The following is a 24,187-nucleotide window of genomic DNA, read 5'->3' as shown; positions in this document are numbered from 1 at the left end:
CGGGTCACGTGGGTCGCCTCACGCCGCGAGAACGTTGGCCGGTGCGTCGGCCTTTCGATCGAGCGCGAACCCGATAATCCACCAGAGCAACGCCGCGCCAAGTGCCAGCAAAGTCAACAACTTCCCCGTGTGATATGGTGCGCTGTCGAAGCGGAGCTGCACGGACTTCGCGCCCGTCGGCAGCTCGACGCCGATAAGTGTATAGTCGGCCCGGGCGATCGTGGCAGGTTTGCCATCCACCGTCGCCGTCCAACCCGGATAGTAATTCTCGGAGACAAGCAAAGCGCTGCCGGCTGGCGCAGGTCCGCCCAGTATGATGTCGATCGCCCCTGCCTGATACTTCGTAATCTCGACGCCGAACGGTACAGGGTCAGGCAACGGCGAGTTCACCGGTTTAGCCTGTATGGTCGAAGTCGTATCGAAGATTGCGACGCGCTTTACGTCGAACAACGGGTTGAGCACCGTCGCCTTCGTCGTCGGATCGTCGAGCTTCACGATCAGAGGTGCAACCCACGCGGCCGGGTGATCACCGGGAAGCTCGTAAAGATAGGTCATCGTGCCCGCCGCGTTGCGCACAGGGCCGGCGGCCAACTTCGCCCCTTGGAAGGGCAAACCGGGCGTGTTGGTGTAAAAAAACCGCGCGTTGGTGAGCGACCAGAAGTTGGGATTGGCGATGGACTGGAAACCATCGCTCTTTCCGTAGAGCTCCTGATAGCGGCCGATCTCGTTACCGTGGTATCCGAGGACTCCGCGGATGCCATGGTGCATCAGCGCATCACCCAGAACAAACGGATCATGCGGCGCCATGTTGTCGCCGAGGGGAATGGCAATAACACGGGTCGGTTCTGTTTGCGACTTGAGGAACCGGATGATGTCGTCTTCCGCGTAGAGCTGCTCGGCGCGAGCCGAAAACGTCCAGTAGTGTCGCTCCACACTCCAGAGGTCGAGAGCGACCAACGCGGCAAGCAGCCAGCCGGCTAACGCTGCCTTCAGTGCGCCGCGCGCAACCGCGAGCATCAGCCCGACCAGTGCCAGAACGGCGACGGCCGATCGCCAGGCGCCGCCGACGACGGAGGCTGCGTTGGCTTCGATAAGCTCACCGCGCGCGTCGCCGAGGAGCGACATCGCGACGTTGGTAAAGGCTCCGGTTGTGGCAAGGACTCCGACGAGAAGGGCAAAGCTTCCCCAGCCGATGGCGTACCGGCTCGTACCCTTTCCCGCGAGCAGCCGCTCAGCGCCGAACGCCGCCAGGACCGCACAGGAAAAGGCCGTGACATACAGAATCGTGCTCGGCGCACGGAAGAACTTGGAGCCGGGGACGACGGCGTAGACCAGCTGATAGAATGGCGTGTTGCCGCCCCACGCCCAGACGAGGGAGACGATCAGCGCACCGAGCCAGAACCAGGCGTGCGAGCGATTCCGGTTTGCCAGCCCGCCGCCGAACGCAAAGAGGGCAAGCACAAGCACCGTCGCACCGATGTACTCACTGTGGAAGTGGATGCCGTTGCGTCCCCAGTACTTTTCGAGAATGCCCGAGAACTGCGGCAGGTACATGTTGATTGTCTCCTCGAGAGGAAACGAGAAGCTGGTCGCGTAGTCGTAGCCCTTTCCGCCGGCGCGTGGGGACCATGGCACGTACTCCTGAACTGGGAGATACTGCACCGCGCCGATCACCGCGCCGAGGACGACGGCCCCGAGCGCCAGCGCCAATCGTGTTAGGGGCCGCGACGGACTCGCGTCTCGCCCCGGTGCCGAAGACTCGGCCGGGAGACTCCACGGTCGAAGCGCGAGGAACAGGGCGTAGCCACCGCAGGTGAGCAGCATGTACTGCAGCAACTGCGGATGTGGCGACAGCACTGCGAGACCGACGATCAAGGCCAGCAGTCCCCAGGCGCCGCGCCGACCATCGCGCAGGCCGCGCACCAGCGCCCAGAGCGCGGCCGGCAACAACGCACTGACGAACAGCTTTCCATCGTGCCCCGGTGACGCGTACGACGCGACCGCCCCGCTGAGCAGATAGGCGATACCACCCACGACGGCGCTTTGAAACCGGACACCGGCTGCCCGCAGGAATCCCACCGTGAAGACGCCGGCCAAGAGCATGTGGAGCACAAAGCCCCAGGTCATCGCGATATCGGTCGGGAGCACCAATCGCAAGAGGAACGTCGGATAGAAGATGTCGCCGTGCATGGCCGCGACATACGGCATGCCGCCGAACTGGTATGGATTCCATTGCGGGAATCCTTGTCCGTCGCGCAGCGCGCGTGCCGCGAACTCCCGGAACGAATAGCCCGCGATATACTGATCCGAATTCGGATTGACGAGAAAGGCCCCGCCGAGCGCCGGCCACGCCAGCAGCATCGTCGCGATGACGCAGACGAGCGCCGCCCAAGCGAGCGGAAAGCGAGGTGCCGGGGGCGCTACATTCGTCGCGTCAGTGCGGGCCATCGGGAAGACTGGAAGGGTGATCGGTGAGCGCGTTCCAAGCGGAAGCGCTCACTTCGCCTGCTGCAAGGCAGCGCGCTGCGAGGCGGGGAGGAAGAACAGGCTGACGAGCCCCGGCAGCACCTCGAGCACCGTGAGCCAAACCCGAGACGTGACCCCGAGGATCACGGCGTCCCCCTGCCCTGCGGCGCTCACACCGACCAGAAATACGGTCAGTGCCGCCTCGCGGAATCCCAGTCCTCCTGGAGAGAACAGCACGAGATAGCCGATGAGGTAGGACGCGGTGAATACTGCGATAAATAGGGCTGGATCGCTACTGATCCGCGGCGTCACGCCGCGGGAGAAGAGGGCAAACGCCATCCCATACCCCAACCACGACGCGGCGTTCATGGCGGCTGCCGTCCAAAGCGTCCTCGCCGATAATTGCTTGCTGGCCAGTGGCACGCCGCGTTTGGCCGCGAACCAGGCGAGCACCGGCGGCAGCAGACGCGGCAGCGCCAACACACCGGCGATGAACACGAAGGTCGCGACCATCGCGCCGGTGCGGAAACCGGGATACACCGTGTCGAGTCCCTCGGCACCCATGATCACGGCGACGCCAAACCCGGCACCGATGTTGAGCAGTGTTCCGAGCACGGCCGCACCAGCCGCCGCCGTTCCCGAGACGCCTTCGCGCGCCGCCAACACGCTCAGGGCGCCAACCGACCACACTTTACCGGGAATCCACCGACCAAGATTGGCGATCGTCCAGATGCGCGCGGCCGCGGGATACGACAGTTCGCCTCCCCATCCGCGCAGCAGTACGCGCCAGCTCTGAATCAGCAGCGAGTACACCGCCAGGACCGTGGCGCTGGCCGCCGCCACCCAGCGCCACTCCACGCGGAGGTCTCGCGCCGACGCGCGCATCTCCGTCCACTGACCGTGCAGCGCCCAGGCGATAAAACTGCCAGTGAGCAGCAGCAAGAGGACCTTGAGCGCGGGATGACGCAACACGCCGCGCTCACGCCACGTCCCCGACTGCGTCATCGCGCGGCCTGTCGGTAAAGCGTCAGGTAGCGATCGGCCACACTCGCTGGCGAAAAGCGCTCCAGCATTTGATGCCGCGCGGACATGCCGAGTGTTCGAGCAGTCGTCTCGTCGGCAAGCAAGCGGGCCAGCGCCACGCCGAGCGCCTGAGAATCGCCCACGGTCACCAACGTGCCACCGTGTTCGGGACGTACCACGTCGAGCAGACCACCGTCGGCATACGCGACGACGGGTGTGCCGCACAGCTGGGCCTCGACGGCCACCAGGCCAAGCCCTTCTTCGCGCGACGGGATGGCGAGGGCACACGCGCCTTGATACAGTGGCACCAGTGCCGGCTGTGGAAGGGCACCGTACCAGCGTACGCGATCTGCGAGACCGAGCGCCGCGGCACGCGCCTTCAACGCATCGGCCTCTGGCCCGTCCCCGACGACGTCGAGCGTCGTCGGTTCGCTATCGCGCTGCGCGTCGTACGCGCGCATCGCGGGCGATATCATGGCGTCGAGCAAGTCCGCGAGTCCCTTCTGCGCGTTGAGACGCCCCACAAAAAGGATCCCACTTCGCGCGGACGAGCTGTCTGCTGGCGGAGCGAAGTGTCGCGCATCGACCGGCATCGGTGACACTGCAATCGTCGCGTCGGGTGCGATACGGCGCGCGGTGTCAGCCAGCCAACCAGAGACCGCCGTACACATCGCCGCTTGGCCGAGTACGGCGCGCATGACGGGATGCGCCGGCGCGGTTCGCTGCGCCAGACGCACGTCCGATCCGTGCATCGTGATCACCAACGGCGGATCACCCGCACGTCGTGCATGCCAGAGTGCAAGGGCTGACGGGAACCACCAATGCGCATGCACGATATCGTACGGCGCGCCAGCTCGCGCCGCCGCATCGAGCTGCGCGCGAACCGCACGGCGGAGTGCGCGCAACATCCCCAGCAGCGCCATCTTTCCGCCCCACGATGCCATGACCTGTTCGGCCATGTTGCCAGCATAGGCGAGCGTCATCCGCGCATCGCTGGCGTAGCGCACGCGCCGGATACGCACACCTTCAAGTGTGCCGTCATCCGCCAGTCCGGCAGCACCCGGTGCAATGATGTCGACCGTCGCACCGGCCGACTGCAACGCCACCGCGAGTCGCAGGACGAACGAACCGGCCGCGTCGCCGTCAAAGCGCGGCACATTGTGTGTGACAAACAGCACGCGCGCGGCGCGAGGCACCGAAGCGCCGACCGTCAGCGGTGGTCGCGATCGACGCCGGCGGTCACGCTTGGCGTGACGTCGTCGGCATCCTCGTCGTGCTGCGCGCTCGCGAGCTCGCCGAGTTCGCGCCGCAACTCTCGCACCTCGGAGCGCTGCTGCGCGATTTGCTCACCAAGCAAACCAGTGGCAAAGAAGATCGAGCCGAGCATGAGACATGTCTGAATCACCGTCCACACCCAACGCTGGCCCTGTCCGGTCATGGCCAACCACACGAGCGCGCCAAGTCCCGACAGTACGCCCAAGGCAAACAGCGCCACACCGAGCATGCCGAACGCGAGCAGCGGCTTCTGGCCGAACTTGAGTTCGAACCACACCGCGAGCATGTCGAGCACGCCGATCGGGATGCGCGACAAGCCGAACTTCGACCGGCCGGAATGACGCGCATACAGCGGCACCGGGACTTCGGTGACCGTGAATCCCTGCGCCGCCGCCATGACGATCATGTACCGATGGAAATCGGGGCGCATCGGTAGTGCCGCCATGATTTCGCGACGATACGCCTTCACGTTGTTCAGGTCACGCACCGGCACGTGAAAGAGCGTGCGACTGAGCTTGTTGTAGATGCCCGAGACGAAAGCCTTCTCGTACTTCCCTTGCTTGTATCCCGTGACCATGTCCGACTCACCGGCCAGAATGGGGTTCACCAGGCGCGGGATATCCTCGGGCTTGAACTGCAGATCGGCCGGATAGAACACCAGCACGCGCCCGTGCGACTGGAGATAACCGGTGCGGAGTGCTTCGGCGATACCGCGCTGCGCGCGGTGGCGCACCGGCCGCAGGAACGGATACGACGCGCGAAGTTCCTGCAAGAGCGCCCAGCTTCCGTCGGTCGATCCGTCATCGACGACCACGACCTCGTAGCGGGCGGACTCGTTTCGGAAGGTCGCCTCACACAGCTCGAGGAAGAGCGCGAGATTGCCTGCCTCGTCTTTTGCGGGCACGAGAACGCTGACGTCGACGACAGAAGTCGCCGTCGACTGGGAGACGCGCCGAAGCGGACGAGCGGAGACGGCCATTCGGAATGAGAGAGGAGATCGCGTTCAGTCGCGCGCGGTCAGACGCGCTTTCGCATGCGGGCGGGCAGCACGCCGAGTTGGTCACGGTACTTGGCGACCGTACGGCGCGCAATCTGCACACCCGTCTGCTGCAGGATCTCGACGATGGCCTGATCGGTGAGCGGACTCTTGGTATCCTCGCCCGACACCAGCTTCTGAATCTGATCCTTGATCCCGCGCGCCGACACGTCGTCGCCATCGCTGGTGGCGAGCCCTGACGAGAAGAAGAACTTGAGCGGCAGCACCCCGCGCGGCGTCTGCACGAACTTCTCGTTGGTGACGCGACTGACGGTCGATTCATGCATGCCCACCGCTTCTGCCACTTCACGCAGCGTCAGCGGACGCAGCGCCTGTACACCACGCTCGAAGAAGTCACGCTGCCGATCGACGATGTAGTGCATGACCTTCAGCATCGTCTGACGACGCTGCTCGATGGCCTGAATCATCCAGTTCGCCGAGTTCAGCTTGCTGGCGATGAAGTCCTTGCTCTCGGTATCGAACTTCTTCTTGTCGCGGGCGATCTCCTGATAGGCACGCGACAGCTTGAGCCGCGGCAGATTCCCGTCGTTCAGGAAGATGTGATACGCCTGATCGATCTTGTCGACAACGAGATCGGGAATGATGTAGTTGTCGCCGCCGGCGCTGTAGCGCAGGCCGGGCTTCGGATCGAGCTTCGCGATTTCGTCGGCGGCGCTTTGCACTTCCTGCGCGCTGATGCCGAACCGCTTGGAGAGCTCGCTCCACCGATGGGAGATCAGCTCTTCGAACGATTCCTCGACGAGCCGATACGCCATCGAATCCCGATGGCCGGCCGCACGCAGCTGCAGCAGCAGGCATTCGCGAAGATCACGTGCGCCGACACCCGGCGGATCGAGCTCCTGAATGATCTTCAGCATCGCCTGCATTTCGTCATCGCTGAACGGCGTGACCTCGGCGTCGCGCTCTTCCGCTTCCGCCGCGAGCCATTCGTTCACGCCACGCTGGATGACTTCCAGCGGACAGGCGAGATAGCCGTCGTCAGAAATATTGCCCACGAATTCGTCCGCCAGGATGGCTTCGCGCGGCGACATCTCGATCAACGACAACTGTTCCGTGAGATGATCCGACAGATGCTTCGTGTCGACCGTGACCGGCTCGTACCACTCGCGCTGCTCGTGCTCTTCCCGCTGACCGCCCGTCTCGAAGCCGTCGAGGAGCACGGCCTCCCAGTCGACGTCATCGTCCCCCGTCTTCTCCGGCTCGGACTCGACGGCGGTTTCCGGTTCGGCCAGGTCCTCTGCCTCCGGCACTTCGTCCGCGTCGGCCGATTCGTCGTCCTCGTCCTCGGGCTCGACGAGATCGAGGAACGGATTCGTGAGGAGCTCCTGCTTAAGGTGCTGCTGCAAGTCGAGCAGGGGCATGTATAGCAAATCCATCGCCTGATACAGGCGTGGATTGACTTTGAGCTCCTGCCGGAGTCCGGTGCTCTGTTGGAGACCTGGCCTCATGACGTTACCACCTCTTCATCAGCTTCAGCGAAGCGCGCTCGGAGTCGCGCAGTAAGCGTCGGCCCCAGGTAGATCTCCGCCACCGTATCGTCGAACACTAGTTCACGAACGGTGCCCGAGACTTTCACCTGCCCATCGAACATGATGTACGCCCGATCCACAATGTCCAGCGTCTGTTCAACATTGTGGTCACTGATGAGCACGCCGATACCCCGATGGCGCAGTCCCGCCACGATCGTCTGGATGTCGTGAACCGCAATCGGGTCGACACCGGCAAACGGCTCGTCGAGCATCATGAATTTCGGCTGCGTGACCAGGGCTCGTGTAATCTCCAGACGACGACGCTCACCACCGGAAAGCTGGAAGGCGCGGCTACTCCGGAGATGCTTGATACTGAGTTCGTCGAGCAACGTTTCCAGGCGTTCCTTCCGCTCAGCCGCCGAGAGCGGCAACGTCTCGAGGATCGCGAGAATGTTCTGCTCGACGGTCAGCTTTCGGAAGATGGACGGCTCCTGCGAGAGGTAACCGATACCCTGGCGCGCTCGCTGGTACATCGGCATGCCGGTAATGTCCTGCCCATCGAGCTTGATGCGTCCAGACTGCGGTTCGATGAGGCCGACCAGCATGTAGAAGGTGGTCGTCTTACCCGCGCCGTTGGGGCCGAGGAGTCCAACGATCTCGCCCTGCGCGACATTCAATGCGACGTCGTTCACGACGCGACGGCCGCGGTAGGCCTTGATCAGCCCCTCCGCGCTGAGCACCGAGTCGCCGGTGACGGGCAGAGTGGCGCCCGTGGTGGGCGTACGGCCAACTCGCGGAAACTCGCCGGTCGCCTTCAACTGACGTGCGAGCTCGGCGCGATGCGCACGCAGTGCCGTCCACAGTGCCGGTGAGACTTGGACCGTGGACTCCGGCGACCCCAGGCCATTCGCCGGAACCTCCAACACCCCACCCGCCGCCAACCGTGGCAAGATCGCCGACGCCAGATGCGCGCGGACTTCGTCCATCGGAAGCCGCGGACCGTCGGCGTGTTGCTCGATGTATCGGCTCGCGATGGCGTGAAGGGCCGCTGAGCCGTGCGCGTCTGCCGCCTCGATAACCGCGCCGAGGGCCGACGCCATCGATCGGTCGCCGTGCACGACGCGATCGACCAGCGCGAGGGTTTCCTCGAGCGACGACGGCGTGGGCGAAGCGGAATCGGTCATGACGGTCGGCGAGAGATGGTGACGACGGCGGCGGACATCGGGGCGTACATCGGAGCCGGAGGCTCGGGCAGCGGGGCAACGGGGGCGAGGGGGGGCTTCTTGGCGGGTGGCTTCCGAACGGTGCTGTCGGCAAGACTGTCCGGAGCCGGTTCGAGATACAGTCCCGACGCGGAGGAATCTACTCGAACATCCCGCACAGAGCCCGTATCGAACTGCACGAAGATGCGCTGACCGCGCACGTAGTTGAGGGCCGGCGGTGCCGTCGGTCCCTTCTTCGAGGCAATCTGAAAAAGCGAACTGGCGTTCCCGAACGCGCGGATCTCCTTGATTCGGGTCTGCTTGCTCGTGTCGGCCGCCACCTGCGCCGTGTCGAAGTAGGCGAAGAGGCTGTCACCGCGAAGCATGTCACGATCGGCCGACTTGATCTTGAGCGTGTCCGCAACTCCCTTCGCCACCGCCCCGCCGATTGCGCGTACTTCCCGCGGACGCTGGTCGGTCAGCACGATACGCATCGAGTCGGCCTCGACATCCTGCTGCGGTGTCTTGGCGCGTGCGCGCCCTTTGCCGAAGGCGTACGCTTCGTCGATCTTCTGCTCCTTGAGGCGCAGATCGATACGCTCGGCGTTGATTACCAGGTCCTTGTTGGTGGCGGTGGCGCTGTGCAGCGCGAATACCCGATCGAGCTTCTTGTCGGTGGTGAACAGGTCGATCGTGTCCCCATTCAGCGTGAACGCCTGCGCCGTATCCAGGCTGCGAATACGAGCGGCGCGCACGAGCCGCGCCAGCTGGGTGGTCTTGTTGTAAGCCAGCGAATCCGAACGCCCGATGATCTTCTCGCGGGTGATGATGACATCGCCCCAACCGAGCACGAGGGTGTCGCCGACATCTTCAAACCGATCCGCCGTCACGACGGTGGGCTGCCCCGGCTTGCCCGTGCTGTCCTTCTCGATGAGTTGAGCGGTTGGCCGGTTTGGTGCGACCAGCTTGGCGACAGGACGCCCCGGCATGACCCGGTAGTACTCGATGTTCGGCCCGCTGAACGTGCTGCCGGACGCCAGCTGCGTAGCCACCACGCCGCCGTCGGCAAACAACCGTCCTTCCCGCGTGAAGTAGGTGGCGTGGGCAGCCGTCACCCGCAGCTTATTCGGCTCCTCGTACACCACGTTGCCGTACATGTTGACGATGCCGGCGGACTCGAACTGTTCGGCACTGTCGGCGCTGATCCGGTTGTTCTCACCCTGACAACGACCGACGAAGCCACCGCCGATGAAGGTGTTCGCCGTGCTGTCGGGAAGCCGCGTGTACAGCAAGCGGGTTTCCGGCGGACTATCGGCGAAATCCAACACGCAGTTTCGCGACGTGCCGGAAGACACCGCCTTCTTGGCGGGACGCGACTTGGCGGCCGCCAGACTGTCTCGACGAGCCGTCGCAAGCGCCGAGCTATCGCGCGTCGCGGCGCTGTCCTTTGCCGCCGCCTTCGCAAGCACCGCGAGCGAGTCGGCGCGCATCGAATCGGCACGCACCGAATCCGCGCGTGCGCCGGACCGGCGGGCGCTGTCGGACACGGCCGCCGTCGTGCCGGGGGTGACCGACGTCGCACCACGGCGCGCCCCGCGGCAACCGGCGAAAATCGCCAGCAGCGAGACCGTGCCGAGCACGGTGATGGCGCGAATGCGCGAACGTCGAGGAGTCACGCGTTACTTGGTGGGAATCTTGACGGGCGCGAGGCCCTTGCAGTTGCGGAGACAGCGGAACTTCGTGAGCTGCGGATCCGACTCGAATCCAAGGCCCGTGAAGGTACGCGACGGCTCGTTGAGGACGAACGTGCTGTCGGTGAAGATCTGATTGCGGACCTGATCGTACACGAGCTGCTGGGACGACAGCCGTTTTCCATCATCGCGAACGACCACGACGTCACCGCGCGCGTCGAGGCGGGAGAGTCGCAAGTTGTACGTGCCAGCCTTCGCCGTGAGCACGCCATCCCTGATACCCACCGACGTGTAAAACGTGACGTTCACCCGGCGCAGCTCCATCCGCGTGGCATCGTCATACGACAGCGCAGTGTCGGCGAGTAGCACACCCTTCGAAATGCCTTGGTCGGTCAAGAACGTGCGAAAGCCAAAGATGATCTGATCCGCCGAGTCGGGAATAGCGGATTTCGTGGCCTTGGTCTTGACCTGCGTCTTGCCCTTCGCGTTCGGACAGGCGGCGGCAGACAGCACCAGCGCGCTGAGTCCCAATGCGGCAACGGTGCGCCACTTCATGCCGCGCCCGCACGCATCAGGTCGTGCAGATGCACGATCCCGACGAGACCTTCGTGCTCATTCAGCACTGGCATCGCCATGATGCCATGCGTCTCCATACGGTGCACCACAGCACTCCCCAGTTCATGATCGTGCGCCATCCGCGGCGTGGTCGTCATCACCGACGCGACGGGCACGGACAACACGTCCGTATGGCGCTCCAGCAAGCGCGTCAGGTCGCCTGCGGTGACGACCCCCAACACGCGATCATGTTCCACGACCACGGCGATTCCGCGGCGTTCGGCGAGCAAGACGATGGCCTCGCGCATGGTCGCGGTGCGGTCGAGCACCGGTAGGTCCGACGACACCATGACATCGGCTACCCGAGTGAGCAACCGCCGACCGAGCGATCCCCCCGGATGAAACCGGGCGAAATCCTCGGCGCGAAAGCCCTTCTCTTCCATCAGCGCGACGGCCAGCGCGTCGCCCAGCGCCATCGTGACCGTGGTGCTCGTAGTTGGTGCGAGGTCATGCGGGCACGCCTCCTCGCGGACGCCAAGGTCCAGCGTGACGTCGGCGTGTCGCGACAAGCGTGACGCGCGGTCGGCGGTTATCGCGATCATGCGGACACCGAGCCGCGAAAGCGCATCGATGAGGCCGAGCAATTCCTGACTCTCACCACTCTTCGAGATCAGAATGGCGACGTCGTCCGTGCCAACGATACCGAGATCGCCGTGCACACTTTCCACCGGATGCAGAAACATCGCCGGCGAGCCCGTGGACGTGAAGGTCGCGGCCATCTTGCGGCCGACCAAGCCGGACTTTCCGACGCCGGCAATGATGACGCGTCCGCGGCACGCGGCCAACAGCTGTACGGCACGTGCAAAATCGTCTCCCAGCGTACGCTCGACGTCGGTCAAGGCGGCCGCTTCGAGATTCAACACGCGTCGACCGCGCTCGACGATCAGTTCAGCAGTCATGGGAGCGCGTCCTCACGCGCGTCATCTGGTGTCGCTGCGGGAACACTGCGACTGGCGACATAGCGTTCCACGGCGTCAGTCCACTCCCCTCGAGCGAGCAGCAGTGCCTCCGCAAACTCACGCACGGCGCCATGTCCCCCGGGCGCGTGCAATTGCAGTTGCGCCACGCGTCGTACCTCGGCAACCGCATTGCCTACGGCAACGGGAAGTCCAACGCGACGGAGCACCGAGAGATCGGGGAGGTCGTCGCCGACGAACGCCACTTCATCGAGTGTACAGCCGAAATCGCTGACGATCTTCGTGAGCGCCGTCAGCTTGCGAGCTTCCGGGTCTTGCACGACTGCATCGACCCGAAGCTCTCGTGCCCGCTGCGCGACGCTGTCCGACACGCGACCGGTAATGATGACGACCTTGACGCCGCAGTCGCGGAGCATCTGGATGCCGAGGCCGTCCTGAATGTCATAGCGCTTCAGCTCGAACGGCACGTTGATGCCGCCTGACGTCGCCGCACCGAGATACACACCACCGTCGGTCAGCACACCGTCCACGTCGAGTCCGACCAGCCGAATGCGGCGCGCGAGCGTCGGCGCGATGCGGGGCGAATCGACGACGAGCGGAGGGAGCACATCGACCGCGGACGGAGACGCATCGACCATCACGAACGCACGCGATCCCAGATGTCGACCACGCGCGACATCAGGTCCGCCATCTGATCGAGACGCAGCATGTTTGGTCCATCGCTCGGCGCGTGATCCGGATCCGGATGCGTCTCGATGAACAGCCCCTGCGCGCCCGCGGCGATCGCGGCCAGCGTGAGCGGTGGAATAAACTCACGCGCACCGCCACTCGTGCCGCCGGCGCCTTGTCCGGGCCGCTGCACGCTGTGCGTCGCGTCGAAGATCACCGGGACATCGCACGACTCGCGCATACGCGCGAAACTGCGCATATCCACCACCAGATCACCATACCCGAAGAACGTGCCGCGTTCGGTGACAGCCAACGCGCCCGATGCCACTGCCGCGAGCGCCGCGCCCGCTTCCACCTTGCGCACCGCGCCGCGCATGCCCTCGGGATGCATCCACTGCCCCTTCTTTACGTTCACCGCCTTTCCCGTGGCGCCGGCGGCCAGGAGCAGGTCGGTCTGCCGACAGAGAAATGCCGGGATCTGCAACACATCCACGACCTCAGCGGCGATGGCGCACTGCGACGCTTCGTGCACATCGGTGAGGATGGGCAGCCCTGTCGCAGCCCGGACCCGTTCGAGCGCTGCCAGTCCCGCCTCGAGCCCCGGTCCGCGAACCCCATCGACATTCGAGCGATTCGCCTTGTCAAAGCTGGCCTTGAAAATGACGCCTCCCGGCACATGCTCGGCCAATCGCGCCAGCGCTTCGCCGACGCGCAAGTTGAGCGTGTCGTCCTCGAGCTGGCAGGGGCCGGCAATGAGGAAGAGACGGTCGGCCGGAAAAAGCGACGGAGTCATGGGTGCGTGGTCGTCGGTCACTGATTCACGTGCGCCAGTGATGGCTGCGCCGGCTGTTGCTGCGCATGGTGGTAGCGCTCGGCCGCCGCGACGAAGCCGGCGAATAGCGGATGCGGACGCAGCGGTCGCGACTGCAACTCGGGATGGAACTGACAGCCGATGAAATACGGATGTCCAGGAAGCTCAATCATTTCCACGAGCGAGTCGTCGGGAGACAGACCGCTCAAGCGCATCCCGTGCTCGATCAACGAATCGCGGTAGCGGTTCGACACTTCGTAGCGATGACGGTGACGCTCGCTGACTTCCGGCTGTCCGTAGACTTCGGCCGCCTTCGATCCGCGCTGTAAGCGGCACGGATACGCACCGAGACGCATGGTGCCGCCCATATCGGTCACGTCGCGCTGCGAGTCCATCAACGAGATCACCGGATCACTGCACTCCGGCGCGAACTCGCTGGAGTGACTGTCCTCGAGCTTCAACACGTTGCGCGCGAACTCGATAATGGCCACCTGCATGCCGAGACAGATCCCGAAGAACGGAATCGACAGTTCGCGCGCCGCCCGAATGGCCTCGACCATCCCTTCCACCCCGCGCACGCCGAACCCTCCCGGTACGAGCAGGCCGTGATAGTTCGACAGAATCTCTCGTGCCCGCTCGGATGACGTGAAGAGGTCACTCGAGGTCCAGGCGAGGTCGACGCCGACATCGTTCGCGATGCCGCCGTGTATGAGCGCTTCCTGCACGCTCTTGTAGCTGTCGATGTAGTCGGTGTACTTGCCGACGACACAGATCTTCACACGCGTGTGCGGCTTTGTGATGTGCTGCACCATCGTGCGCCAGTTCGTGAGATCAGGCGTCGGCGCCGTCAGGCGCAGCCGCTCCATCACACGCTCAGCGAACCCCTGCTGTTCGAACGACAACGGGATCTCATAGATCGTCGGCACGTCGGGGCTCTCGATCACCGCACCGAAATCGACGTTGCAGAAGAGCGCAATCTTGCGCTTCACATCGTCCTGCAACGGCTTCTCGCTGCGGCAGATCAGGAAGTCCGGCTGGATACCGATCTCCATGAGCTCGCGCACTGAATGCTGCGTGGGCTTGGTCTTCACTTCACCCGCGGCCGCGATGTACGGAACGAGCGTGAGGTGCACGAAGAGCGCGTTCTCCTTGCCGACTTCGCGACGGAACTGTCGGATCGCCTCGAGGAACGGCAGCGATTCGATGTCACCGACCGTGCCGCCGACTTCGACCAGCACGACGTCGTTGCCCGGCGCGATCCGCTTTACTGCGCCCTTGATCTCATCGGTGATGTGCGGAATCACCTGCACCGTGGAACCGAGGTACTCTCCCCGACGCTCCTTGGTGATCACGTTGGAGTAGATGCGTCCCGTCGTGATATTGTTCGCTTGTGACAGCGGTCGGTCGAGAAAGCGTTCGTAGTGTCCGAGATCGAGGTCGGTCTCGGCGCCGTCGTCCGTGACGAAGACTTCGCCATGTTGGAACGGCGACATGGTGCCCGGGTCGACGTTCAGATACGGATCGAGCTTCATCATCGTCACGCGAAATCCGCGCTCGACGAGCAACCGACCAAGCGACGCGGCCGCGATTCCCTTCCCCAGCGACGACACGACGCCACCGGTCACGAAGATGTACTTCGGCGTGGTCGTCTGGTTCGCGTTCGTGTTCTTGGTGGTCATCAGCGGATTCTCGCGCAGGTGGGACAAGGGAACTGTCGCGTCAGGTGCGTCACGACAGCGTATCTGTTTGGAAAGCGTGCCAGCGCAGGTTCGCGCGTTCAAGATCGTCTTCGGTATCGATACCACCTTCGGCCGCAGGCACGTCGGCCACGCCGATCGCGAGACCGTGGGCGAGCGGGCGCAGCTGTTCGAGACGTTCGACGAGTTCCAGCGGATGCGGCGCCCAGCCGACCCACGACCGCAGGGCTTCGCGCGTGTACGCGTACACACCGACGTGCTGACGGGCCAGCGCCTGCTGCGCCCCGGCGTCGGCCGGGTCGCGCAAGTACGGAATAGGTGCTCGCGAAAAATAGAGGGCGAGGCCGTCATCGCCACGCACGACTTTCACGATGTCGGGTTTGGAGATCGACGACACCGGAATGGGGACTGCCGCCGTCCCGATCGGCGCCCGACCGTCGGTTACGATCGAGACGGCGCCGGCCAACGCTGCACGCGACACGAACGGCTCGTCGCCCTGGACGTTCAGCACCACCGTGAATTGGGCGAATTCCGGCCGGGCGGCGACTTCGGCCACCCGGTCGGTGCCACTCGGATGGTCGTCCCGCGTCATGACCACGGGGATGCCACGCGATTCGCAGGCGGCGAGGACCTCAGGGTGGTCCGTAGCCACGATGATCTGGTCGGCGACGGCGAGCGCGGCGACACGCTCGAAGACCCGGACGATGAGCGGCTCGCCGGCGAGGAGGCGAAGCGGCTTGCGGGGAAGGCGGGTCGCGCCAAGGCGCGCCGGGATCACCGCGAGTACTGACATTGTCCTGTTGGACTGGGCGTGGTTGCAGCAAATTTCACGCCAGTTAAGATACGCAGTTTGGCGCCTGAAGGCAAACAGGTCGTCGTTTCACTCTTTCGTTCCCTGCATGCCGACGACCTGGTGGTGGATCGCGTTCAACGCAATGGTGCTCGCCCTGCTGGCGATCGACCTCGGCGTATTCAACCGGAAGGCGCACGCGGTGAGCGTCCGAGAGGCTCTGGGATGGAGCGCGGTCTGGATCTCCCTAGCCGTGGGCTTCGGGCTCTGGATCGGGTCGTCGCTGGGCCGCCCGTCGATGCTGGAGTTCTTCGCCGGATACCTGATCGAGCAGGCGCTGTCCGTGGACAACCTGTTCGTGTTCATCCTGATCTTCGGCTACTTCCGCATTCCCGCTGAGCTGCAGCACCGCGTGCTCTTCTGGGGCATCATTGGCGCGCTCTTCATGCGCGGGGCCATGATCGGCGCGGGCGCCGTCCTCATCGCCCAGTTCCACTGGATCATCTACGTGTTCGGCGCGTTCCTGGTGTACACGGGGGCGAAGATGGCCTTCGGTGGTGAGAGCGAGATCGAGCCGGAGTCGAACCCCGTCATCCGAGTCGTGCGGCGCTTTCTCCCGATCACCACGAAGTTCCATGGTGAGCACTTCTTCGTGCGCGAGCGCATCGACGGGAAGGCAGCCAGGCTGGTCGCGACGCCCCTCTTCGTAGTGCTCGCGCTCGTCGAAACCACCGATGTGGTGTTCGCGGTCGATTCCATTCCCGCCATTTTCGGCGTCACGCGGAATCCATTTCTCGTGTACACGTCGAATGTGTTCGCGATTCTTGGCCTGAGGTCGCTCTACTTCGTGCTTGCCGGCGTGATCGGCAAGTTTCATCTCCTCAAGTACGGCTTGGCGCTCGTGCTTGCCTTCGTCGGCACGAAGATGCTCCTCTCGGAGATCTGGCCGCTGAGCATCGGTATCTCACTTGGCGTCGTCGGGACGCTGCTCGTGGGCAGTGTGCTGCTGTCCCTGGTGATCACGCCGAAGGAATCGACCGAGCAGGCCGCCGCCAAGGCCGACGCGCCTTAGACCGACGCCGCCCGGAACGCGCGCGACATCGCGAGGAAATTCACCAGCAGGTCGCGACCGTGCTCGGTGAGAATCGACTCGGGATGAAACTGTACGCCCCAGACGGGATGCGTGCGATGCTGCAGGGCATGAATTTCGGTCGCGTCGTCGACCGCGACGGCGGTCACTTGCAACTCGGCCGGCAGCGTCACGCGCTCGACGATGAGGGAGTGATAGCGCATCACGCCGACAGGCGATGGAATGCCGGCAAAGAGACGGGTCCCGTCGTGTACGAGCTTCGACATCTTGCCGTGCATGACCCGGTTGGCCCGCTTGACGACACCACCGTATGCCTCGCCGATCGCCTGGTGTCCGAGGCATACACCGAGCAGCGGAATCTCGCCGCCGTAACGACGGATCACGTCAACCGAGATACCCGCCTCGCGCGGCGAGCAGGGCCCGGGCGAAACGACGATGGCATCGGGTGCCATGTCGCCCACCTGATCGACCGTGAGTGCGTCGTTGCGGTGCACCTCGAGCGTTTCGCCGAGCTCGCCGAAGTATTGCACGAGGTTGTACGTGAACGAATCGTAGTTGTCGATGACGAGCAGCATGGACGTCGAGGTCAGGGACGCGGGTGGAACTGGCGGTGCACACTTCGAAGATACTCGCGATCCACGTGCGTGTAGATCTGGGTCGTGGCGATATCGGCATGGCCGAGCATCTCCTGCACCGCGCGGAGATCGGCCCCCCCCTCCAGCAGGTGGGTCGCGAAGGAGTGCCGCAGCGTGTGCGGGGACACAGGCTTCTCGATACCGGCCATCGTGACGTACTTGCGGAGGATTTTCCACGCGCCCATCCGGGTGAGCGGCTTCCCTTGTCCGTTGAGAAACAGGACGCCCTTTCCTTCGCCGCGCTCCAGCACCGGACGCAGTTCACGGACGTACACCGCAACGGCACCGATCGCGGAGCGGCCGATGGGCACGAGGCGCTCCTTGCTGCCCTTACCCAGCACGCGCACCAAGCCCTCGTCGAGCAGGACGTCCTTGAGCGCCAGCCCGATCCATTCGGACACGCGGAGGCCGGCGCCATAGGCCAACTCGAGCATCGCGCGGTCCCGGAACGCAAGCCGCTCGTCGAGGCCGGGCGCGGCCAGGAGCTTCAAGACGTCCTCGACAGTGAGCACTTCCGGCAGCGTCCGGAATCGCGCCGGCGTGTCGAGTCGCTCGGTCGGGTCGTGCGTTACCAGTCCTTCGGCCAGCATGATGCGGAACCAGGTGCGCAACGCCGAGATGTTCCGGCGGATCGACGTGCCGGCGAGCCCGAGATCCTTCAAGTGGTACACGAATTCACGCAGCGATCCTGGCGTGATCTCGGTCGCTTTGGTGATGCCCTGCTCGCGCATGAACGCCGCACAACGTATCACGTCACGACGATAGGCTTCGATCGTGCGCGGCGACGCCCTTTCCTCGAGGGCAAGCGCATCCTCGAACGCGAGGAGGTGGAATCCTCGACGCAGGGACTGCTCTTCAGGCGAGGGGGTCGGTACAGAAGCCGTCACGGTCGACTGCTCCGCCGTCGCCACCAGATGACCGCGATGGCCAGGACGACGATCGCCGCAGCGACCAGGCCGACCGTCCGTTGCTGTGCCGCGATCCGCGCCAGCAGGGCGTCGGCATTCGCACCAGCGCGAAAGGCCAGGACGCATACCAGTCCATACCACGCACCGGACGCCAGCGACATCGCGAGCAGGGCTCGCACGGCACCTATTCCCATCGCGCCGGCCAGCGGCGGCACCACGGCCCGTACACCAGGAAGAAAGCGGCTCACGATGACGGCCAGCACTCCCTGCGACTTGAAACGCTCGGTGACGCGTTGGGTCGCTCCCGCCGGAAACAGCGAAGGAAAACGCTGCATCAGCCAGGGGAGTCCGAAGTGATGCCCAAGCCCGTACATCATCATGGCGCCACCGATATTTCCGATCATCGTCGCGGTCCAGACGCCGACGGCGCTGCCATTTCCGCGCGCTGCCACGAAGGCACCGAGCGCGATGACGGTATCGGCCGGCAGCGGCGGAAAGATGTTTTCCGCGAAGGCCGCGAGTACGAGCGCGCCGTAGAGCAGCGGCTCCGGCAGCGACGAGAGCCAGGCGAGGATGTCGGTCATTCACCCACCCGTTGCATGGGTGATGCCGGAATCGTGGGGCAGATCAGCGATACGGCAGGACGGTCGCGGTGACCATCACGGCCAGCCCTTCCTCCCGCCCGATCCATCCCATGGACTCATTGGTCTTGCCCTTCACGAACACATCGATGTCGGTGACGTCGAGCAGTTCGGCGAGCCGCGCCCTGATGGCGGCACGATGCGGACCGATCTTGGGACGCTGCGTCACCACGGTGATGTCGACATTGCCGACGCGCCAGCCGGCGTCGTGAAGCCGCGCCACGGCCGCGGATAACATCACGGTGGAATCCTTGCCCTTGTTGGCCGCGTCGGTATCAGGAAACATCTCCCCGATGTCCCCGAGTGCCGCCGCACCGAGCAGCGCGTCGGTCACGGCATGGCAGATGGCGTCGCCATCTGAGTGACCGGCGCAATGCATGTCGGCCGGAATATCGATACCGCCCAGACGCATCGGTCCACCCTCGCCGAATCGGTGCGAATCGTAGCCGATGCCCACGCGCAGGGGCAGCGCCGTGCTCACGCCGCCACCGTCGCGTGCGCCTGTGCACCACTGGCAATCAGCGTGTAGTCCTGGCGGCGCCGGGCCGGCGTGAAACCGGCGTCACGGATCAAGCGATCGAGCTCCTCGACCGTCGTGCGATGTGTGGTGTTGGCCGCAGAGACGACATTCTCCTCGATCATCAGCGAGCCAAAATCGTTGCAGCCGTAGTTGAGCGCCATCTGCCCGACCTTCATACCCATCGTGACCCAGCTCGACTGCAGATTCGGCACGTTGTCGAGCACGATGCGGGACATCGCCACCGTCCGCAGGTACGTGACCGCGTCGGTCTTGGGCATGTGCGACATCGACGGCGTGTTCTCCGGCTGCAGCGGCCACGTGATGAAGGCCGTGAAGCCGCCGGTACGCGCCTGCAGATCGCGCACGCGCTGCAGATGCTCGATGCGCTCGGCGAGTGTTTCCCCGATGCCGTACATCATCGTCACCGAGGTCTTCATGCCCTCGTTGTGCGCGAGCTCCATGATCTCGAGCCAGCGGTCGGCGCCCGCCTTCTTGGGCGCCACGATGTCACGGACGCGCTGCACGAGGATCTCACCACCACCGCCGGGAATCGAATCGAGACCGGCGGCCTTGAGCTCGCGAATCACGTCGCGCGCCTCCATCCGGAAACGCGTCGCGAAGAAATCGACTTCGCTGGGCGAGAACCCGTGGATGTGAATCGGATGATGCTGCTTGATGTAGCGCATCAGGTCCAGATACCACTCGAACGGGATGTACGGATTATGCCCGCCCTGAATCAGGATCTGCACACCGCCGAGCGCCTTGGTTTCCTCGATCTTCTCGCCGATCTGCTCGAAGGACAGGGTGTACCCTTCCCCGTTCTTCGGCCGACGATAAAAGGCGCAGAATCCGCAGTCTGCCACACAGACGTTCGTGTAGTTGATGTTGCGGTCGACGATGTATGTGACCACGCCATGAGGATGCTTCGCCTGACGCACGCGATCGGCTTCCATGCCGAGTTCGAGCAACGGAGCGTTGGTATAGAAATCGAGAAGGTCACGCATAGATGATTCTCTTGCGACCGGCAGCACACAGGAAGTCGATCATGCAGCCGGCAGAAAGGCGAGCGTGCCATCAGGCACGCGCCCAGCCAGTACGAGTCGACGGAAGAATTCGGTGAGACCCGCGAGGTGCGGGTACGACAAGCGGTAATCCAGTCCCGAGAAGTACTCGGCACAGACTTCGCGCGACACGCCGGTAGCCAGGGCCGCCTGCGCCGACAGCTGATCGATGTGTGTCAGACCCCAGTCGCGCGATGCGATCAAGGATGCGTGCGCGGAGAGCGCCTCATGCACCGGTGCGCGACGCTGCGCGACCCAGACGGCAAAGACGAATGGGAGTCCGGTCCACGATTTCCACACACCGCCCAGATCCTCGCGAAACGGATAGCGCACGGCCCACGCGCCGCCACGATTTGCCTGATCGAAGAGCTTGAGCGCGGCGTCCCCGATGACCAAGCGCGCCTCATGCGGCTCATCTTCGAAGCGCTCGACATCCACCAACTCGGCGTCGCCAAGCACGAACTCGGGGCGGCAACGCCACACGTTCTCGAACAACAGCTCAAGCAGTGCGACGGATGTCATGGAGCTTCGACTCACGATCACTTTGCGTCCACCGAGCTCCGCAGGCGGACGCTTGCTGAACAGCATCACGCTTCGCACCGGGCCGTCGCTCGTGATACCGAGCTCCGGCAGCAGCAGATAGCGCTTCGCATCGCGCGCATATTCAACGGCGGACACCACGCTCACATCGAGCTCGCCGTCGGCCATCAACCGGTTGAGCACGGTGGGGATGCCCGTGATCAGACTCCCGTCGAGCGGCACGATCCCACGATCGATCGCGCCGTAGACGGGGAAGCAGTTGATATACGGGATGCGCCCGACGCGCAGCATCTCGCTCAGCCCACCGCGCCAGCGAGCGGCTCGGTCGACGCGTCTGTCGCGCCGGTGTCGTCGGGCTCGAACTCGCGCAGCACGCGATAGAACGAGTCACGTTCGGCCGGAACCTTGCCCGCGCCGCGAATGAGTCCGAGCAACTGCGGCAGCGTCATGCCCTGGGGCGTGTGCGCGCCGACCGCGTGATAGATCTTCTCGCGCACGACGGTGCCCTCGATATCGTTTACGCCGAAATGCAGAGAGATCTGAGACACCGGCGTCGACACCATGATCCAGTGCGACTTGATGTGCTCGAAGTTGTCGAGGAAGAGTCGCCCAACCGCGAGGTTACGCAGATCGTCGAAGCCGGTGGTGGAGGTGCCTTCGCGGCCAAGCGTCTTCCCGAGTTCATTATCGTCGGGGTGGTACGCGAGCGGGATGTAGGCGAGAAAGCCGCCGGTCTCATCCTGCAGTTCACGCAGCATGTTGAGGTGCTGCATGCGATCCTCGATCGTTTCCACGTGCCCGTACAACATCGTGCAGTTCGAGCGGATACCGAGCTTGTGCGCGGTGCGATGCACGTCGATGTAGTCGGCCCCGCCGAGCTTCTTATCCGCGATCACGTCGCGGACAGCGGCACTGAACGTCTCCGCGCCGCCGCCCGGCATCGTGTCGAGGCCAGCCTCACGCAACGCGATCAGCACGTCTTCGCGGCTCATCTTCTCGATACGCGCGATGTGCGCGATCTCGACGGCGGTGAGCGCCTTGATGTGCACCTGCGGGTGCCGCTCCTTGAGCGCACGGAACATCGTCTGGTAGTACTCGAGGCCCGCCTCCATATCGAGGCCGCCGACGATGTGGAACTCCCGGGTGATCGAACCGTCGGCGCGATCAGATTCGGCGAGCACCTGCTCGATGCTGTACCGATAGGCCCCCTCTTCCTTGGGCAGTCGCGCATACCCGCAGAACACGCACGTCTTGCGCAGCACGCAGACGTTGGTGGGGTTGATGTGCTGATTCGACGCGAACGTGACGCGGTCACCGTGACGGGCACGGTTGGCCGCGTCGGCCATGGCGCCCACACCCAGCAGATCGGGCGAGCGGAACAGGGTGACTCCATCGGCGATGGACAGACGCTCACCAGCGCGCAGCTTCTCCCCGATAGGGCGCAGCGCGGGATCGCGGAGTCGATCGAGATCGAACGGAATAGAGACAGGCATCAGGGCGTACTCGGGCAAGTGCGCGAACCATTCGCGCAGACCTTCACCTCGATGAACGCCCCGACCGGCCTAGTCGTGCCACCGTCGGAGTGCAATCGAGACGTTATGACCGCCGAAACCCGAGCTGTTCGAAATCGCGACATTTACCGCCCGCGCCCGCGGCGTGTTCGGCGTGTAGTCGAGAACGCACTCAGGATCCGGAGTCGCGTAGTTAATCGTGGGTGGAACCATGCTGTCGCGCATCGCCAGGGCGCAGGCGATGAACTCCACCGAGCCAGCCGCGCCGAGCATGTGTCCGGTGGCCGACTTGGTGGAACTGATCGACAGCACGCGCGCGTGGTCGCCGAACACCGCCTGGATGCCCTTGGACTCGTTGGGATCGTTCAGCGGCGTGGACGTGCCGTGTGCGTTGATGTAGTCGACATCCGTGGGCGCGAGCCCACCGTCCTTCAACGCGCCACGCATGGCTCGCTGCAGTCCCTCGTGCGCTTCCGGCTGCCCCGTGAGGTGATAGGCATCGCCTGTAGCGCGATAGCCAACGATCTCGCCGTAAATGCGCGCACCGCGGCGCCGAGCGTGCTCGAGTTCCTCGAGCACGACGACTCCCGACCCTTCGCCCATCACGAAGCCATCGCGATCCTTGTCGAACGGACGCGACGCCGTGGCTGGCGAATCGTTGCGCGTAGAGAGGGCGCCCATGTTGGCGAAACCACCGATCGACATCGGCGTGACGGCCGCTTCGGATCCGCCGGCGAACATCACGTCGGCATCACCATACTGGATGATCCGGAACGCATCGCCGATCGCGTGCGCGCTCGAGGCACAGGCGGAAACGGTGGCGTAATTCGGGCCCTTCGCCTGCAGGCGCATCGACACGATGCCCGCGGCGATGTCGCCGATGAACATCGGAATGAAGAACGGCGAAATCTTGCTGGGACCCAGTGTGCGGTAGACATCGTGCTGGTCTTCGAAGCTCCGAATACCGCCGATACCACTGCCTATGATGACGCCCATCATTTCCGGGTCAATGCCACCCGGAGCGATGCCCGCGTCAGCCGCCGCCTGCACCGACGCCGCGACGGCGTACTGCGCATAGACGTCCGCGCGCTTCGCTTCCTTGCGATCCATGTACGAGAGCGGGTCGAACTGCTTGACCTCGCACGCGAACCGCACGGAATACTTGGACGCATCGAACTTCGTGATGTCAGCGCCCCCGGACACTCCAGAGAGCAAAGACTGCCAGGTCGTCGCCACGTCGTTGCCGACAGGCGTAACGGCACCAAGCCCCGTAACGACGACCCGCCGCCGCATTAGCCTGCGACCTTCGCCTCAAGGTAGGCAACCGCGTCGCCGACCGTGCGGAGCTTCTCGGCATCCTCATCGGGGATGTCGATGTTGAATTCCTTCTCGAACTCCATGACCAGTTCGACGATGTCGAGCGAGTCGGCGCCGAGGTCTTCGATGAAGCTCGCCTCGGGCGTGAGCTTTTCGCGCTCCACTCCGAGCTCCTTTTCGATGATATCCTTGATCTTCGACGCGTGATCCGACATAGGAACGATCCTCTGGGATGTTGGAGTAGTTGAGAGTGGGGAACTTAGCCATACAAGGGCGTCGCTG

The 24,187-nt window shown here is 64.3% G+C and carries 23 protein-coding genes; 1 reads left to right on the top strand and 22 read right to left on the bottom strand.

What is annotated here, in order from left to right; all coding sequences use genetic code 11:
* Positions 1-18 precede the first annotated feature (18 nt).
* The 13 genes from HKW67_RS05975 to kdsB all read right to left on the bottom strand — a co-directional run bounded on the left by HKW67_RS05975 (position 19) and on the right by kdsB (position 15,685).
* The gene (locus tag HKW67_RS05975) at positions 19-2,448 is read right to left on the bottom strand and encodes a YfhO family protein (RefSeq protein WP_171224516.1); all 2,430 of its coding nucleotides are present in this window, start codon (positions 2,446-2,448) and stop codon (positions 19-21) included.
* 48 nt (positions 2,449-2,496) lie between these two features.
* Positions 2,497-3,471: a lysylphosphatidylglycerol synthase domain-containing protein gene (locus HKW67_RS05970; RefSeq protein WP_171224515.1), complete on the bottom strand. Its 975-nt coding sequence runs from the start codon at positions 3,469-3,471 to the stop codon at positions 2,497-2,499.
* Entirely contained in the window at positions 3,468-4,685 is a 1,218-nt protein-coding gene (locus HKW67_RS05965) for a glycosyltransferase (protein WP_171224514.1), read from the bottom strand. Before HKW67_RS05965 ends, HKW67_RS05970 begins: the two co-directional genes overlap by 4 nt.
* A gap of 14 nt (positions 4,686-4,699) precedes the next feature.
* On the bottom strand, positions 4,700-5,743 hold the full coding sequence (locus HKW67_RS05960) for a glycosyltransferase family 2 protein (protein ID WP_171224513.1): 1,044 nt from the start codon (positions 5,741-5,743) through the stop codon (positions 4,700-4,702).
* A 38-nt stretch (positions 5,744-5,781) separates the two neighbouring features.
* Positions 5,782-7,269, bottom strand: coding sequence for an RNA polymerase factor sigma-54 (gene rpoN, locus HKW67_RS05955; protein WP_171224512.1), 1,488 nt, complete (start codon positions 7,267-7,269; stop codon positions 5,782-5,784).
* Positions 7,266-8,051 carry an LPS export ABC transporter ATP-binding protein gene (gene lptB / locus HKW67_RS22645; protein ID WP_206044709.1) on the bottom strand — a complete coding sequence of 262 codons (786 nt, stop codon included), beginning with the start codon at positions 8,049-8,051 and terminating at the stop codon, positions 7,266-7,268. The genes rpoN and lptB overlap by 4 nt, the downstream gene beginning before the upstream one ends.
* Positions 8,052-8,470: 419 nt before the next feature.
* On the bottom strand, positions 8,471-10,168 hold the full coding sequence (locus HKW67_RS05945; RefSeq protein WP_171224511.1) for a hypothetical protein: 1,698 nt from the start codon (positions 10,166-10,168) through the stop codon (positions 8,471-8,473).
* Positions 10,169-10,171: 3 nt separating this feature from the next.
* Positions 10,172-10,738 carry an LPS export ABC transporter periplasmic protein LptC gene (lptC, locus tag HKW67_RS05940; RefSeq protein WP_171224510.1) on the bottom strand — a complete coding sequence of 189 codons (567 nt, stop codon included), beginning with the start codon at positions 10,736-10,738 and terminating at the stop codon, positions 10,172-10,174.
* Positions 10,735-11,697 carry a KpsF/GutQ family sugar-phosphate isomerase gene (locus HKW67_RS05935; RefSeq protein ID WP_171224509.1) on the bottom strand — a complete coding sequence of 321 codons (963 nt, stop codon included), beginning with the start codon at positions 11,695-11,697 and terminating at the stop codon, positions 10,735-10,737. The genes lptC and HKW67_RS05935 overlap by 4 nt, the downstream gene beginning before the upstream one ends.
* The gene (locus HKW67_RS05930; RefSeq protein WP_171224508.1) at positions 11,694-12,353 is read right to left on the bottom strand and encodes a KdsC family phosphatase; all 660 of its coding nucleotides are present in this window, start codon (positions 12,351-12,353) and stop codon (positions 11,694-11,696) included. The genes HKW67_RS05935 and HKW67_RS05930 overlap by 4 nt, the downstream gene beginning before the upstream one ends.
* Positions 12,353-13,177 (bottom strand): 3-deoxy-8-phosphooctulonate synthase, encoded by an 825-nt coding sequence (kdsA, locus tag HKW67_RS05925; RefSeq protein WP_171224507.1) that lies wholly within the window; start codon positions 13,175-13,177, stop codon positions 12,353-12,355. The genes HKW67_RS05930 and kdsA overlap by 1 nt, the downstream gene beginning before the upstream one ends.
* A 17-nt stretch (positions 13,178-13,194) precedes the next feature.
* Positions 13,195-14,874 carry a CTP synthase gene (gene pyrG, locus HKW67_RS05920; protein ID WP_171224506.1) on the bottom strand — a complete coding sequence of 560 codons (1,680 nt, stop codon included), beginning with the start codon at positions 14,872-14,874 and terminating at the stop codon, positions 13,195-13,197.
* 49 nt (positions 14,875-14,923) lie between these two features.
* The gene (kdsB, locus tag HKW67_RS05915) at positions 14,924-15,685 is read right to left on the bottom strand and encodes a 3-deoxy-manno-octulosonate cytidylyltransferase (RefSeq protein WP_171224505.1); all 762 of its coding nucleotides are present in this window, start codon (positions 15,683-15,685) and stop codon (positions 14,924-14,926) included.
* Positions 15,686-15,791: 106 nt separating this feature from the next.
* Here kdsB and HKW67_RS05910 point away from each other — a divergent pair, with 106 nt between their 5' ends.
* Positions 15,792-16,754, top strand: coding sequence for a TerC family protein (locus HKW67_RS05910; protein WP_171224504.1), 963 nt, complete (start codon positions 15,792-15,794; stop codon positions 16,752-16,754).
* Here the strand turns inward: HKW67_RS05910 and HKW67_RS05905 are convergent.
* The 9 genes from HKW67_RS05905 to HKW67_RS05865 form a co-directional block, all read right to left on the bottom strand.
* Positions 16,751-17,347, bottom strand: a complete 597-nt coding sequence (locus tag HKW67_RS05905) for an anthranilate synthase component II (protein WP_171224503.1) — start codon at positions 17,345-17,347, stop codon at positions 16,751-16,753. The genes HKW67_RS05910 and HKW67_RS05905 overlap by 4 nt on opposite strands.
* An 11-nt stretch (positions 17,348-17,358) precedes the next feature.
* The gene (gene xerD, locus HKW67_RS05900) at positions 17,359-18,294 is read right to left on the bottom strand and encodes a site-specific tyrosine recombinase XerD (RefSeq protein ID WP_230981132.1); all 936 of its coding nucleotides are present in this window, start codon (positions 18,292-18,294) and stop codon (positions 17,359-17,361) included.
* Entirely contained in the window at positions 18,291-18,899 is a 609-nt protein-coding gene (locus HKW67_RS05895; RefSeq protein ID WP_171224501.1) for a DedA family protein, read from the bottom strand. Before HKW67_RS05895 ends, xerD begins: the two co-directional genes overlap by 4 nt.
* A 43-nt stretch (positions 18,900-18,942) precedes the next feature.
* Positions 18,943-19,437, bottom strand: a complete 495-nt coding sequence (gene ispF / locus HKW67_RS05890) for a 2-C-methyl-D-erythritol 2,4-cyclodiphosphate synthase (RefSeq protein ID WP_171224500.1) — start codon at positions 19,435-19,437, stop codon at positions 18,943-18,945.
* On the bottom strand, positions 19,434-20,480 hold the full coding sequence (gene mqnC / locus HKW67_RS05885) for a cyclic dehypoxanthinyl futalosine synthase (protein ID WP_171224499.1): 1,047 nt from the start codon (positions 20,478-20,480) through the stop codon (positions 19,434-19,436). Before mqnC ends, ispF begins: the two co-directional genes overlap by 4 nt.
* Before the next feature lie 39 nt (positions 20,481-20,519).
* A complete protein-coding gene (locus HKW67_RS05880; protein WP_171224498.1) occupies positions 20,520-21,368 on the bottom strand; it encodes a menaquinone biosynthesis protein in 849 nt (282 codons plus the stop codon).
* A 5-nt stretch (positions 21,369-21,373) separates the two neighbouring features.
* Positions 21,374-22,570, bottom strand: coding sequence for a radical SAM protein (locus HKW67_RS05875; RefSeq protein WP_171224497.1), 1,197 nt, complete (start codon positions 22,568-22,570; stop codon positions 21,374-21,376).
* Between the two features lie 69 nt (positions 22,571-22,639).
* Positions 22,640-23,881: a beta-ketoacyl-ACP synthase II gene (gene fabF / locus HKW67_RS05870; protein ID WP_171224496.1), complete on the bottom strand. Its 1,242-nt coding sequence runs from the start codon at positions 23,879-23,881 to the stop codon at positions 22,640-22,642.
* Positions 23,881-24,120 (bottom strand): acyl carrier protein, encoded by a 240-nt coding sequence (locus HKW67_RS05865; RefSeq protein ID WP_171224495.1) that lies wholly within the window; start codon positions 24,118-24,120, stop codon positions 23,881-23,883. Before HKW67_RS05865 ends, fabF begins: the two co-directional genes overlap by 1 nt.
* Between the last annotated feature and the right edge of the window lie 67 nt (positions 24,121-24,187).

The organism is Gemmatimonas groenlandica, from assembly GCF_013004105.1.
Classification (GTDB): domain Bacteria; phylum Gemmatimonadota; class Gemmatimonadetes; order Gemmatimonadales; family Gemmatimonadaceae; genus Gemmatimonas; species Gemmatimonas groenlandica.
The sequence above is the reverse complement of the archived record's forward strand: the minus strand, read 5'-3'. Positions and strand labels throughout refer to the sequence as shown.